At 42.5% G+C, this 15,110-nt stretch carries 11 protein-coding genes; 2 read left to right on the top strand and 9 right to left on the bottom strand.

What is annotated here, in order from left to right; translation table 11 throughout:
- The 4 genes from FNZ24_RS16995 to FNZ24_RS16980 form a co-directional block, all read right to left on the bottom strand.
- Nucleotides 1-719 (bottom strand): efflux RND transporter permease subunit (locus FNZ24_RS16995; protein ID WP_194945086.1); only part of this gene is annotated, 719 nt, incomplete at its 3' end.
- Nucleotides 716-1,957, bottom strand: coding sequence for an efflux RND transporter periplasmic adaptor subunit (locus tag FNZ24_RS16990; RefSeq protein ID WP_228768527.1), 1,242 nt, complete (start codon nucleotides 1,955-1,957; stop codon nucleotides 716-718). The genes FNZ24_RS16990 and FNZ24_RS16995, both read right to left, overlap by 4 nt.
- A complete protein-coding gene (locus FNZ24_RS16985; protein ID WP_194945085.1) occupies nucleotides 1,950-3,344 on the bottom strand; it encodes a TolC family protein in 1,395 nt (464 codons plus the stop codon). Before FNZ24_RS16985 ends, FNZ24_RS16990 begins: the two co-directional genes overlap by 8 nt.
- A gap of 760 nt (nucleotides 3,345-4,104) precedes the next feature.
- Nucleotides 4,105-4,866 (bottom strand): class I SAM-dependent methyltransferase, encoded by a 762-nt coding sequence (locus FNZ24_RS16980; RefSeq protein ID WP_153916026.1) that lies wholly within the window; start codon nucleotides 4,864-4,866, stop codon nucleotides 4,105-4,107.
- A gap of 139 nt (nucleotides 4,867-5,005) precedes the next feature.
- Between FNZ24_RS16980 and FNZ24_RS16975 the strand changes: the two genes are divergently transcribed.
- Entirely contained in the window at nucleotides 5,006-5,848 is an 843-nt protein-coding gene (locus tag FNZ24_RS16975) for a 23S rRNA (adenine(2030)-N(6))-methyltransferase RlmJ (RefSeq protein ID WP_153916025.1), read from the top strand.
- A 121-nt stretch (nucleotides 5,849-5,969) separates the two neighbouring features.
- Here the strand turns inward: FNZ24_RS16975 and FNZ24_RS16970 are convergent, their stop codons facing one another.
- The 3 genes from FNZ24_RS16970 to FNZ24_RS21965 are packed head-to-tail and all read right to left on the bottom strand — an operon-like array spanning nucleotide 5,970 to nucleotide 8,887.
- Nucleotides 5,970-6,212, bottom strand: coding sequence for a hypothetical protein (locus tag FNZ24_RS16970; RefSeq protein ID WP_153916024.1), 243 nt, complete (start codon nucleotides 6,210-6,212; stop codon nucleotides 5,970-5,972).
- Between the two features lie 45 nt (nucleotides 6,213-6,257).
- Nucleotides 6,258-7,634 carry a M28 family metallopeptidase gene (locus FNZ24_RS16965; RefSeq protein WP_153916023.1) on the bottom strand — a complete coding sequence of 459 codons (1,377 nt, stop codon included), beginning with the start codon at nucleotides 7,632-7,634 and terminating at the stop codon, nucleotides 6,258-6,260.
- Nucleotides 7,635-7,642: 8 nt separating this feature from the next.
- Nucleotides 7,643-8,887, bottom strand: coding sequence for a lytic transglycosylase domain-containing protein (locus FNZ24_RS21965; protein WP_416384847.1), 1,245 nt, complete (start codon nucleotides 8,885-8,887; stop codon nucleotides 7,643-7,645).
- Between the two features lie 687 nt (nucleotides 8,888-9,574).
- Here FNZ24_RS21965 and FNZ24_RS16955 point away from each other — a divergent pair.
- Nucleotides 9,575-11,203 (top strand): AbgT family transporter, encoded by a 1,629-nt coding sequence (locus FNZ24_RS16955; RefSeq protein ID WP_153916022.1) that lies wholly within the window; start codon nucleotides 9,575-9,577, stop codon nucleotides 11,201-11,203.
- Nucleotides 11,204-11,286: 83 nt separating this feature from the next.
- On the opposite strand, the gene FNZ24_RS16950 is transcribed toward FNZ24_RS16955, so the two are convergent.
- Both FNZ24_RS16950 and FNZ24_RS16945 read right to left on the bottom strand, forming a co-directional pair.
- Nucleotides 11,287-11,745 (bottom strand): TlpA disulfide reductase family protein, encoded by a 459-nt coding sequence (locus FNZ24_RS16950; RefSeq protein ID WP_153916028.1) that lies wholly within the window; start codon nucleotides 11,743-11,745, stop codon nucleotides 11,287-11,289.
- Nucleotides 11,746-11,957: 212 nt separating this feature from the next.
- Complete coding sequence (locus FNZ24_RS16945; protein ID WP_153916021.1) at nucleotides 11,958-15,110, bottom strand: efflux RND transporter permease subunit; 3,153 nt, start codon at nucleotides 15,108-15,110, stop codon at nucleotides 11,958-11,960.

Genomic DNA, 15,110 nt, shown 5'->3' with positions numbered 1-15,110 from the left:
MTGGCAATGTTGGCAAATTCATCTTTGTAATACGCTTGGCCCTTTGAGCGCAATAAGATATCGCCGCCCTGAGTTTTCAAGTTACCTGCAGAAATATCGGTACTAGAGGCGTTAATCGCCCTGGCTATTTCGCTTAGAGTAAGTTGATATTGTTGCAGCTTATCTTGTGACACTTCTAGGGTGACTTCGTAATTACGCACACCACTTAAATCTAGCTGGGTGACCCCATCTAAGCGCAGTAATTCATCACGCACCACTTCAGCAAACTCTAAGGTTTCCTTCTCGCTATATTTACCTGTCACCGTAACCGCAATCACTTCACGTTTACGCTGAGCTAGCGCGATAACCGGTTTTTCAGCATCTACCGGAAAAGTATTAATTGAATCAACTCGACTCTTAATATCAGCGAGTAATTCACGGGGGTCGTAATTGCTTTCAACTTCAATACGCACACTTGATGAGGCCTCTGAAGAGGTCGAAGTGATTTTTTTAATCCCTTCGAGATCTTGTACCGCTTCTTCGACTCGAATCGTCACCCCTTGCTCAACATCTTCTGGCGTTGCACCGCGAAGTGAAATATTCACCGATACGACTTCAGAGTCCACACTTGGGAAAACTTCCAATGGAATACGTGTCGATAATGAGCCAAGTCCAATCACCAACAAGAACAACATCAGCAAGTTGGCAGCAACATGGTTTTTAGTAAACCAAGCTATCATTGTTGTGCCTCCTTATTCTTTGCCATTCTCTCGCCTCTAGGCGGCTTATTTTTGTTGGCATTTTCAGGACGGTTTTCAGATGATGCTCTCATTGGTTTGGCTGCACCAGCTATAGAGACTGGTGTACCTGAACTCACTTGGCCTAATGAAGTGGTAACCAAGTTATCATCAGCTTGTAACCCTGATGAAATCACTGCATCTTGACTGTTTCTCCACAAGGTTGTGACCTCTTTGCGCAGTAACTTTCCATCCTCTACCACATACACATAGCTACCTTGGTAAATCGATTTTGTCGGGATAACAATGGCTCCCTTCAATACTTTCCCTTCAATTTTAGCCGTTAAGTATTGGCCTATTTTCAATGGCATTTGCTTCTGGCTTTGGTAACTAAATGGCTCATCAATTTGCGCCACCACATATAGCTGCTGTGAACTACTATCAATCGCACCTTCAGTGCGATCTAGCTGACCTTGCCAGTTTTGCGATCCAATTAAATCAGATTCAAATTGCACAGGAGCAACAGCTCTTTTGCCTTGTTCCGGCAAATCAACTAAGGCCAAATCTTTATTATTAATTGGCAAACGGATTTCGACATAGTCAGTGGCATAAATCGTAGCGAGTTCTGCATTAGTCGACACTACTCGGCCCACATCAACGTTTTTTTCTAAGATTCGGCCGTCAAAAGGGGCGACAATTTTAGTGCGTTCTAGGGCAAGCAAAGCTTTATCAAGCTGAGCTTGATTGGATAACATTGATGCCTGCGCCGCTGCTAACTGTGGTTTACGTAATACTAGATCTGTGGGTTCACGACCATTACCTAAACGCTTCCAGTCAATTAACGCTTGTTCAACACGAGCCTGCTCTTCTTGCAGGCCTTGCTGTGCTTGCAATAAACCCGCTTGGGTTATTTTCACTTCGGCAAGATAATCTCGATCATCTAGCTGCACTAAGACGTCGCCTTTTTTAAAGAAACCACCTTCACGAAACTTAGAATTGATAGACAAAATCTGCCCAGAAGCTTGAGTCACCAATGAGCTTTGAGTACGAGGTTTTACCACCCCAAAACTACTCACCTCAATTTGATAATCTTGTAACTGGATTTGCAAAGCTTCGACAGTCACATTAGCTGACGGTTTTTTACCACCACGTTTAGAGGTCGGTGGGTTGCTGGTAATTAGCGCAATAGCAATGACGACAGCAGCAATGATGGCAACAGGAACAAGGTATTTTTTATTCATAATTATTTTCAACTTGAGTTACACCTGCATCAAGATCGCCACCTAGTGCAAGGTGCAATTGAATCCGGTTTGCAATGATTTGATTTTTTAGATTGATCACAGAGGTTTGCGCCACAAACGAACGAGTTTGGGCATCTAACACTGTGGTATAGCTTTCTAGCCCGACTTGGTATTGTTCAAATGAGAGGGTTTCTGCCTGTAGTGCATTATCTTGAGACTTGAGTGTCGCTTGATACTGCTGTTGTAAGCTAGCATCTAAGTCGAGAGCGTTTTCAACATCCTCAAACGCACCAAATAATGTGATGAGGTATTGCTGCTCTTGTTGTTTTAAAATCAGCTTTTGCTGCTCGGTTTGGGCTTTTAAGCGACCAGCATTAAAAATAGGCGATGTCAGTCCAGCAAAAACAGACCAAGAGCTAAAGTCTTCATCAAACAAATTTGCAAAGTCGCTGTCACTGCTGCCAACACTGCCACCTAAACGTAGCGAGGGGTATCGTTGCTTTTGGGTGTAGGCCACTGTCGAATCTTGAGATAACAGTTGATACCAAGCGCCTTGCAACGACGGCTTACGTTTGACTAATTCACTTGGCACGCCAATTTTGATGCCTTGAGGCAACAATGGCAGCTGGGCATTAACCATTAATTTAGCCGCGGGATAGCCACCCAACAAGCGTTCTAATTGACGAATGTCAGCATTTAATTGGCTACGCTGACCAAACAAGTTTGATTGCTCGTTATAAAACTCATTTTGGGTGAGATAAACATCTAATGACGTATTAAGACCTTGGAAATAGCCTGACTCAATAATCTCAAAACTTACTTTGGCATTTTCAGTGCGTCGCTCGTACAGCTTCACTAACTCTTGGGAGGTCACCACTTGGTAATAAGCGCTCACGACATCAGCGACGAGGTTATCTCGCGCTTGCTGATAGTTAGCTTCTGCGGTTAATAAATTGAGTTTAGTCGCCTTTGCACTGTCGGATAACTTACCCCAAATATCAATTTCATAATTTAAATCGAAACTCAGGCTATTAGTGTTAGTTTCAGTGTCATTATTGCCATTACGACCTGAATTTAACGACCCAGTTAATTCTGGCCAGAAATCTGAATCACTCACCGTTAGCTGCTGCTTTTTAACTTCAACATCTAAAGCTAATTGAATTAATTCTTGGTTACGGTTAAGTGCAATACTTGCCAGCTCCAGCAATTGATCCGTAGCGATAGCTTCAACCCAAGGTTGGTTTTCCTTTAACGAGTCCGCACTGGTGTACCAAGTTTGTGGCAGCTCAGGTTTAACCTGTTGTTCATCTAAATATGTCGGACTGGTGCAACCGGCTAATGCACTTAAGGACATAGCAATCACCGCAAAGGTGAGGTGTTTTTTCATCAACCGAGATTCCATGGTGTCTTTTTTTGTTATGTTAATAATTTTAGAGATTTGCACCGAAAATTCACACTGTTAGATGCCAACTTTGCACGGCTTTACAAAACAACAACTTTAGCTGCCTATTTTGCCAACAAAACTCGATTTTATTTATATCGTATCGTGCTTACATGAAGTTCAACATTAAAGTTTGAATCATTAAAAACAATAACTTAAATAGGTTTCCATTTTATTTCTGTGACACGATTTAATTCAATAGTGAATAATAAAGTTAAGACATACTTGCTTACATTCTCAATCGCCAGTCAAAATCAATAACAATATTGCTCCCATACAAGAGGGAGACCACTTAGGCAAAATGAAAAACCGCACACTTATACGTCGCCATCACCAGTGTTAGATCAAACTGGCAATAGCATCTAAGCTCGCATTAACTTTGAGAGGGGCTTTTTGGCCATAGGAATGTAAGCCATAAATATGATTGATTGGCAGGCAGCACTGAGGAACAACAAGGCAAATTTCACCCCTCAACTTAAGCAAGTAACAATCCGGCAGGTAAAAATCCAACAGGTAAAAGTTCGGCAAGTAAAAACCTGGCACGATACCAATACCACAGCCTGACTGAATGGGCTACAAACAGATGCGAAAGGAATTGCTGAGCAGCAAAGTAATAGTGTTAATAATAAAGTCGTTAAAGATCCTGACGACTTTTTATTGCGAAACGACTAACTCTTCAATGGCTAACCCATCAAAAAAGACACGCTTACTTCATTGCCGCTTTTACATAAACATCAAAGCGGTTTTTCTTCTGCGCTAATACCATGCTAGGTTTCACCCCATCTAAGTCTTCGGCATAATCAGGGCGTTTAACAACAACCCGTTTTGTCGCTAATGCTTGGGCAGGTTTTAGCAATCCATCGGCATCTAAATCAGCACCAACAAGGGTTTGAAACACGCGCATTTCTTTTTTAACTAATGCCGATTTTTCACGGTGCGGGTACATAGGATCAAGATAAACCACATCAATTTCATCACCTGACTGCGCAGCGGCATCTGCAAGGGCTTCAATGCTTGAGCCATGAAATAGACTCATACGATCGCACATCCACTCACCGATTTCAGCATCTTCATAAGCGCGGCGTAAGCCATCTTCAAGTAAAGCAGCGACCACAGGGTGACGCTCAACCATGATGACTTTACAGCCTAAACTTGCCAATACAAATGCATCACGGCCTAAACCTGCAGTACCATCAACCACAGTCGGGGAAATACCTTGTTTCAAGCCAACCGCTTTAGCAATCGTTTGACCGCGACCACCACCGAATTTACGTCGATGGGCCACCGCACCAGAAACAAAGTCCACTTCAATACCATCAAGTTTTGGTTCGTCACGTTTATGCAAGGTTAAGGTGTTCTGCTCGAAACGTAACTCAAACTCAGCATTTTTATCCCACACAAGACCCCAGCGTTCACTGATATCAACTAAAGAAGGATATTGTTGGTTAAAAAAAACAGGTATTTGCAAAGGATTGTCCTAGGCTCAAAAAGATTATGACTATTATGCCAAAAGCCAACGAGAGTGAATACCTATACCTGTTGACTGAGAAAACTTATAATGCAGCTATTACACAGCATTAAGCTGTTCAAATAATCTGGGATCACTCATGTTAAGTTACCGTCACGGTTATCACGCTGGCAATTATGCCGATGTACTCAAGCATTCAATGTTGCTGCAAGTGCTTAAACTCATGCACAAAAAACACAAGCCAATGGCTTACATTGATAGCCATGCGGGTGCTGGCGGTTATGCCCTTACCGATGAGTTTTCTAAGAAAACAGGTGAGTATTTGGATGGTGTCGCTAAGCTGTGGGGCAAAGATGATTTACCAGAACCCTTGCAGCTTTATATTGAAGATGTAAAACACTTCAACCAAGGTGAAGAAGATCTGGCTTTTTACCCAGGGTCTCCCGCTTTTGTAGATATGAACATGCGTGAAAAAGACCGCATGGTATTACATGAGATCCACAGTACTGATTTTGCCACACTGGATGAGCAGTTTGCGAATGATAGACATGTACGTGTGGTAAAAGGTGATGGCTTAAAAGGACTGATTGCTGCAGTACCACCTTTGGAGCGTCGTGGTGTTGCTCTGATTGACCCAAGTTATGAAATAAAAACTGACTACCAAGATGTCGCCCATGCGATTATTAAGGCTCATAAACGCTTCGCAACAGGCGTTTATATGCTTTGGTATCCTGTCGTTGATAGAGCGCAGACTGAAGCCATGTTGAAAATTTTGGCTGACAGTGGCATTAAAAATCAACTGAGAATTGAGCAGTCAATTACCCCTGACAATAATGCATTTGGTATGACAGCTGCAGGCTTGTGGGTGATTAACCCACCATGGCAATTAGATATCGCCGCTAAAGAAACCTTGGATTATTTAGAGCGAAGCTTAGGCCAAAGTGGCGGCAAAACCGTGGTTAAGCTAGAAGTGCCAGAATAATTAACGATTAAATAATTTAGCACTCAACAAAAAGCCCATATAATTTAAGTTATATGGGCTTTTTTAGTTTCAATGTTTCTAGCTTCAATATTTTTAGCTTCAGTATAGTGAAGTCAGCTTGCTAATCGCCATTTAACGTCCTAGAAAGAGCACCAAATATCGCACTAAAAATCCTAACACTGACATCCTTACGGGTATTATTACTCGATGTCTGACTTTCGGGGCGAGACTCCTCAACATCCCTCTTTTCAGCATTTCCATATGCAACAATAACAAAGTCGTTGGCTGCATTTGAAGCGGTTCGTGCGGAACACGCTGTGAGTAACGGTACTAACAGACATGCCAATAAAATCCTTTTATTCATCTTCATCCTTAAACTTTAGCCATTAACCTTAATCATTAAATCGGTTTAAAAAAATGCACCAGCTGATCCAGGGAAGACAACGGGGCTAGTATTGCCATCTTTACCTACGGCAGCAACGCCATAAAGATAATTATCTATGACCATGTTTTTCATTATAAATTCATTCACTTTACCCACATAGCGACTATGGGTCCATTCTGATTCTGTGGTTAAACGCCAATAAACGCGATAGCCAACAACATCTTTACTGCTATCGTCATTCCACTGAATTTTAGTATCGGGTTGCATAATCCCTTCAATCTTCACCCCCGTAGGAGGCGCTGGCGCCCAGGCCATTGACGCAAGGCTAATAGCATTTAGTGCGGTCAATTTGGCATTAAAATCAAAATCGACACCTTCAATAACATCACCATACTCAATGCCATTTTCGGTACGTAAATCTTGGTGCTGACGATCGTAATGCTCATTGGTTTCCATCACTCTAACTGCAGGCATACCCGCTTTATTAAAGGGTAAATGATGACCACCACGACCGAATCGGTCGAGACGATAAACCAACATAACATCTAAATTTGTCATATATTGATCGGCTAAACCTTTAATATTACGCGCTAAATTACGGGAGGCGGAATCATTCTCGCCGCCACTGAAATAACGCTCTTTTGCTTCTTCCTTGGTTTCTGCAATTCTGACACCTTCAGAAAATACCCGTACCGTAGAGTTGTTAATCACCCCATTAATCCCGGCGATATTGCCAATCATGTCGTTATTCAATACTGCTTGAACCTGCCAGTCATGCTTTTTAGCGTAATTAATTAGTGCATCACCACCATACAGCCCTTGCTCTTCACCAGATAGCGCCGCATAAACAATCGTGCCGTTAAATTGATACTTTGATAGCACTCGCGCAGCTTCAAGCGCTCCAGCGACACCAGTCGCATTGTCATTTGCACCCGGTGAATCATCGGTAAAATTCATTGGGTCGGTCACGCGAGAATCAATATCGCCACTCATCATGACCACACGATTGGGGTCAGTTTTACCACGCTGAATTGCAAATACATTGACGACTTCAGTTGGCTCAGGAATTCGTTTACCAGTAACGGTTTCCCCTACCATCACCACTTCAAGACAGCCACCACAGTCAGCCGAAATGCGCTCAAATTCATCTTTAATCCAACGTCTTGCAGCGCCAATACCTCGGGTATCTGACTCAGTTTCGGATAAAGTATGGCGAGTGCCAAAACTGACTAATTTGGCAACATCATCATGTAGTCGTTCGGCTTTGGGCGCAGTGGCAATATCGTATAAACGAAGATCTTCTTGCGAAGGTGCTGGCGCGGCGCTCGCTCCAAAACTGATTAAAGACATCAGTCCGAAAACTGATGCAGCTGTTTTAGTTAACTGTAATTGTCGTTTCATAGTTTCCTCTAACTTTGCAGTGCAGCGCGATAACGTTTTAAGAGTATTTTGACTCGCTCTACATAGGCTTGTGTTTCAGGATAAGGCGGTATGCCTTGGTATTTACTTACTGTTGTTGGGCCGGCGTTATAAGCGGCGCAGGCCAAATCAATATCGTTATCAAATCGATCTAATAAATAAGCTAAATATTGACTGCCGCCCCAAATGTTTTGTTTCACATCATAGGCATCACTCACGCCTAGTTCCTTAGCTGTGGCTGGCATTAATTGCATTAAACCAATGGCACCTACTTTTGATAGCGCCTTAGCATTAAAGGCAGACTCAGCATGGATCACCGCTCTGATTAATGCTGGATCTAATGCAAACTGCTGGGCAGCGTCGCTGACATAATCTTTATGTTTAAAGGCAAAAAGAGGAATACTGTGCCAATCCACCTGTGAGTCAACTTGGCAGGCGAAACAGTCATATAACAAGACTTCAAATTCAGTCGAATCAGGCACTATATTAGAAAAAGTAGTAATACCGCCCTGTTCATATTGATAGATTTTACGCTTAGGCTGGCTGCGTTTAGTTTGGCTTGAATCCGAAAAGGAAGCTGTTTTTAACGGTTTAACCCACTCTGTTTTTTTGGCAGGTGCCGCTTTTTGATTGAGATCGACTTGAGTTGTTGGCGCAACAAGTACTTTAGGCTGTAATACCAACATAGGTTTGGGGGAATCATCAGGAATAGCAACCACGGCTGGATGAAGCACTTGTTGTTTTTTAGGTTTTAGATGCAAACGACTTTCTACATCTTGATTCTTTACAGGTTCAGTGGGCAGTACGACAATTGGCGCTAACAAAACTTGTTGGGATTTTGCGGCTTGTTTAACTTCAGGTTGTTGGCTTGATACCCAAGTAGGCTTAACGGACTCAACATTTTGGTATTGCTTAATTGGCTTTGAAGATGATGCACCAGTAGCGGGGGCTAACTTAACATGCTTTTTGGCCTTATCTGCCGTAGGTGAAGAAACTGCTGACGTGGTTACTATTGGTGTCGCCACTTGAGTCAACACTGTTGGCGAAAGTGACTTGTGAGCTTTCTCTTTCGCGACTAATGCAGACTGTACTAATGCAGATTGTACTAATGCAGATTGTACTAATGCAGATTGTTCAGTCGACTGCATTATCCGTTTAGCTTTTTCATGAGTTGCTTCCTCCGATTGAGCGTTAACTTTATCGTCGAGATGAGGCGCAGCCCATGCTCCGCTCATTGGCAAAAATCCAACAGCAGAAATTATGGCTAAAGCTATGATTACAAATTGTATTTTATTCATTATTGTTATAATTATTCTGTAAAAATCATTTTATTTTCAGATACAAAGTGACACCCTTTTTTAAGCATCACTTTTAAAAAGTATTCTTGCTAAAAAGACAACTTTTGCCTTAATAAAGCACAGAAACAGCTGACTCCATTATCTTTTTACATCCACTCTGAATATTCATAATAGCCACATTTCTTGTCAAAGTTCACCCTATCACTCTAAAAGCAGTGTTTTTTTATTGCGCACTTTTTTACAAGTTAGTCAAAAACCTGATAAAAAACAGGGATAAAACTTTCAAAAATGAATACTTTAGAATTACTTGAGTTGAAAAGCAGATTAAATAATCTATTTGAAAACAAAAATTAACAATAGATTTTTTTATCATTAAAAAACAGAAGGATAACAAAAAACGATAGTGGGTATTTTTTATACCCGATTACAAAAAAGCAATTCTTTTTCTATCAATTTTAGATAAAATGAGTTGTCATTACGTTGCGTTGAATGAATAACTGTTGTTAAGTATTATTTATCAACTTTTTCATCGTTAATTTAAGCTTAATTTAAAATTTATAAGCTAGTCTGTAAGTTGGCAAAATCTCAAACTCATAATAATTAAGCCAAGCTAAAGGGAAGACCATGTCCGTCACTTCAACAAATAATACGCCGCCTAAAAATGGGGCGCCGCCATCAAACACACCACAAGATCTTGCGAGTAGCGGTGCATTCGTTAAATTTCTCAATATCGTTGAACGTCTAGGTAACTTATTACCTCACCCAATCACTTTATTCGCCATGTTCTGTTTAGCCGTCATTGCTATCAGTGGTATTGCTGGATATTTTGAACTCACTGTCGCCGACCCTAGACCCATCGGCAGTTCAGGCCGTAGTGAAGACGGACTCATTCATGTTGTCAGCCTAATGAACGCCGAAGGTTTGCGCATGATAGTGTCAAATCTCGTCACCAACTTCACTGGCTTCACCCCTTTAGGCACGGTACTGGTCGCGCTTCTCGGTGTCGGCATTGCTGAGCGTTCAGGACTACTGTCAGCCGCAATGCGTTTATTAGTGATGGGCGCTTCTAAGCGTCTTGTGACACTAACAATTGTGTTCGCAGGTATTGTGTCAAACACCGCATCAGAATTAGGATATGTGGTATTAATCCCTATGGCGGCAATGATATTCCATTCATTGGGACGTCACCCATTAGCAGGGCTTGCAGCCGCCTTTGCTGGGGTCTCTGGTGGTTACAGCGCTAACTTACTATTGGGTACGGTCGATCCTTTACTGTCTGGTATCACCGAAGCCGCAGCGCAAATGATTGATCCTGAATATACCGTTGGCCCTGAAGTTAACTGGTATTTCATGTTCGTTTCGACTTTCTTAATCACCACTTTGGGCGCCATCGTTACCGAAAAAATTGTTGAGCCTAAGCTTGGCAAATACGATGTGTCAGAAGCCGCAGATGATTTATCCGAACAAAAAATGGATAAAGTCTCTCAAACAGAAATCCGCGCGTTAAAAATGGCAGGTCTATCTGTATTAGTATTTTCAGCGTTACTCGCTTTAACGATTGTTCCGGACTGGGGCGCACTGCGTAACCCTGATACAGGTTTAGTCGCAGGATCACCGTTTTTAAAAGGGATTGTCGCCTTCATCTTCATTGGTTTCGCCATTCCAGGTCTTGTGTACGGTAAAGTCGTTGGCAGCATGAATAAAGACACAGATGTCATCAATGCCATGTCCCACAGTATGAGCACCATGGGCATGTATATTGTGTTGGTTTTCTTTGCATCGCAGTTTGTTGCTTTCTTTAAATGGACTAACCTTGGGGCTGTATTAGCAGTAACAGGGGCTGACGCCTTAAGCAGTATTGGGTTAACTGGACCGCTAGTGTTCGTGCTATTTATTATGCTGTGTGGTGTGATTAACTTAATGCTCGGCAGTGCTTCTGCACAGTGGGCAGTAACCGCACCTATTTTTGTACCTATGCTGATGTTAGTCGGTTATGCCCCTGAAACCATTCAAGCCGCGTATCGTATTGGTGACTCTGTCACTAACCTGATAACGCCAATGATGAGTTACTTCGGGCTTATCCTTGCGGTAGCAAGTCGTTATAAGAAAGACTTAGGTATCGGCACACTGATCGCCACCATGTTGCCATACTCAATCGTGTTCTTTATTGGCTGGACTCTGTTCTTCTTCTTATGGGTATTCGTTCTTGGCTTCCCTGTAGGTCCTGGCGCAGCGACCTACTACACACCGTAAAGACATAAGTTAAGCTGTAAAATAAAAACCAGTAACAAGCTTCTTTGTTACTGGTTTTTTTTGCTCGGTAATGGCTTATTAAGTTATTTTGCTTCTAAAAGTTCAACCAGTTCTTGCTCATACATCTCGAGCTTATCCAAGTTAAACCCTGTATGCTGCTGCACTAACTCACCTTGGCGATTGAAGATAAAACTACTTGGCATACCTTTGAGGGCAAATCGCCTTGCGACTTCACTGTCTGGGTCGTAACGAACAGCAAAATCAGCAGGAAAGTCCTTTAAAAAACTCAATGCTAACGGCAATTCAACATCAAGGTTAATGGCGACAACGGCTAAACCTTGCTGCTCATATTTAGCATGCATTTGGTTCATCCACGGAAAAGACTTTCGACAAGGGCCGCACCATGATGACCAAAAATCCACGTACACGACTTTACCTTTAAACTCGCTTAAGCTGACCTGCTCACCCAGTTCATTTTGAACCATATGGCTCAAAGAAGGTGCAGCACCGACCTTCGGCGCAGATATGACGAATAAAGCCATCAATGCCACACACCGCAATGCTTTGTTGCAAGTTATTGTTAGTTTCATACCCATGTCCAAACCAGTGTATCTCTTAATATTAAACTTACGTTTACCCCACTAAGCAAGGATCAATATAGCGTTAGCCATTTATACCCATGTTATTTATGTTCGGACATAAAAAAGCCTGCATATTGCAGGCTTTTAAGTTTATGAATCAGTTAACTTAACGATTAACTTTTTTCAGTAGTTTCCGCTTCAGCTTCAGGCGGCTTGTAACCTTTACGTTCTTTTTTGCTGAATATTTTCTCAACTACCACGAAGAATAATGGAATTAAGAAGATACCAATAAAGGTCGAGCTCATCATGCCACCAAGTACACCAGTACCTAGCGCGTTTTTACTACCAGAACCAACGCCGGTACTAATCGCTAACGGCACAACACCTAAACCGAATGCTAACGAGGTCATTAAGATTGGGCGCAAACGTACACGAACTGCGTGCAATGTTGCATCAATCAAAGTGGCTCCCTTATCGTAGAATTCTTTGGCGAATTCTACGATTAAGATCGCATTCTTAGTTGCTAGCCCCACCGTCGTTAATAGACCAACTTGGAAGAATACATCGTTCGGTAATCCACGACCGTTCATCGCCAGCAGTGCACCAATAACACCTAGTGGTACAACTAAGATAACCGCAAATGGTACAGACCAACTCTCATATAGAGCAGCAAGTACAAGGAATACCACTAAGATAGATAAGGCATAAAGCGCTGGCGCTTGGTTACCTGATAATCTTTCTTCGTATGATAAACCGTTCCACTCAATACCGAATCCTGGTGGTAATTGTTTTACCATTTCTTCGAAATCAAGCATTGCATCACCAGTACTGTATCCAGGCATTGTCGCACCTTGAATATTAATTGCTGGTAAGCCGTTAAAGCGTTGTAGCTGTGGAGAACCGTATTCCCATGTACCCGTTGTAAAGGCGGAGAATGGAACCATTTCACCTTCTGAATTACGTACATACCAGCTATCTAAATCGCTAGGCTGCATACGGTATTCAGCTTCACCTTGAACGTATACCTTCTTCACACGACCACGGTCAATAAAGTCATTCACATACGAGCCACCGTAAGCGGTTGCAAGTACGCTGTTGACGTTATCAATATCGACACCTAAAGCGCGGATTTTGGCTTGATCAACATGGATTTCATACATAGGTGCATCTTCTTGTCCATTTGGACGAACACCCACAAGGTTTGGATTTTGCGCTGCCATACCCAGTAACTGGTTACGCGCGGCGACTAAGGCTTCGTGTCCTTGACCACCTCGATCTTGCAGATACATATCGAAACCATTCGAAGTACCTAACTCGATCACAGCTGGCGGCACGAATGCAAACACCAGCGCATCTTTAATTTGCTGGAATCGACCCATAGCACGGTTAGACAATGATTGAACATCTTGCCCTTCACCACGCTCAGCCCAGTCTTCAAGACCAACGAAAGCAATACCCATGTTTTGACCAGAACCTGCGAAACTGAAGCCTGCAACACTAAATACTGACTTAACGGTATCGCCTTCTTCATTCAGGTAATAGTCACTCACTTCTTCCAGTACTTTAATGGTACTTTCTTGGGTCGAGTTGGTTGGCAAAATGGCTTGAGTGAACAAGATACCTTGGTCTTCATCAGGCAAGAATGCTGTTGGCATACGCATGAAAATCCATGCCGTTGCAATCACGAGTACAAGGTAAACACCCATCATACGCACTGTGCGCTTCAAGATAGCCGCTACGCTGGCTTCATAACGCGATGTTAACTTGTCAAAGCTACGGTTAAACCAACCGAAGAAACCTTTATTCGTGTGAGTATGGCCTTTTGGAATAGGCTTAAGCATCGTGGCACAAAGTGCTGGAGTTAAGATCATCGCAACTAATACAGATAATGCCATCGCTGACACAATCGTGATTGAGAACTGACGATAAATCACACCTGTCGAACCTGACATAAATGCCATTGGAACGAATACAGCCGATAAGGTTAAACCAATACCAATAAGTGCGCCGGTGATCTGATCCATCGATTTTCGTGTCGCTTCGAGTGGACTGAGTCCCTCTTCGGACATAACCCGTTCGACGTTTTCCACCACCACGATGGCATCATCCACCAGTAGACCGATGGCCAGTACCATTGCGAACATGGTCAAGGTGTTAATCGAGAAACCTGTCGCTGATAAAATCGCGAACGTACCAAGCAATACAACTGGAACCGCAATTGTCGGAATAAGTGTTGCTCTGAAGTTCTGTAGGAACAGATACATAATTAAGAACACTAAAACAACCGCTTCAATCAGCGTATGTACAACACCTTCAATTGATTTTTCAACGAATGGAGTGGTGTCATATGGGTAGTAAATTTCAAGACTATCTGGGAAATAAGCTTGTAATTCAGCTAATTTCTCACGCACGTTATTCGCAGTATCGAGTGCGTTAGCACCTGTTGCTAACTGAACACCAACACCTGATGCTGGCTTACCGTTATAAAATGATTCAACAGAATAACTTTCTGAACCTAGCTCAACTCGTGCGACATCATTTAGATAAACGTTTGCACCTGATGAATCAGATTTAAGAATAATTTCACGGAATTGTTCAGGCGTTTGTAGACGGCTTTGCGCTGTTACAGTCGCATTTAACTCTTGACCTGCAATAGATGGCGCGCCACCTAATTGACCAGCAGAGATTTGAGCATTTTGCTCTTGAATCGCCGCCATAACATCAATACTGGTTAAGTTATATTGCGTCAGTTTAAGCGGGTCTAACCATATACGCATCGCATACTGGGCACCAAATAATTGGATTTCACCTACCCCTGGTACACGGCTTAATGGATCTTGAATGTTGGCAGCAACATAATCGGCGATATCACCTTTTTGTAACGAACCATCTTCAGATACAAATGCTGCAACCATTAAGAAGCCAGCACTTGATTTAACAACGTTTACCCCTTGAGACTGCACTTCTTGAGGTAACAAAGTCATCGCTGCTTGCAGCTTGTTTTGTACCTGTACCTGAGCAATATCTGGGTCAGCTTCAGCGTTGAACGTTAGGGTAATAGTCGCATTACCAAAGCTATCACTGCTTGAAGAAATATAACGCAAGTGGTCAATACCCGTCATACGTTGCTCAATAACCTGAGTTACTGTGTCTTCCATCGTCTTAGCAGACGCACCTGGATAGAACGCAGTAATCTCAACGGTTGGTGGTGCAATCGTTGGGTACTGTGCGACAGGAAGGTCTTTAATCGCTAAGACCCCTGCCAGCATAATTAAGATTGAGATCACCCAAGCAAAAATAGGGCGATCGATAAAGAAACGAGCCAT

Origin of the sequence: Shewanella sp. TC10, assembly GCF_009663145.1 — a bacterium.
GTDB lineage: Bacteria > Pseudomonadota > Gammaproteobacteria > Enterobacterales > Shewanellaceae > Shewanella.
The sequence above is the reverse complement of the archived record's forward strand: the minus strand, read 5'-3'. Positions and strand labels throughout refer to the sequence as shown.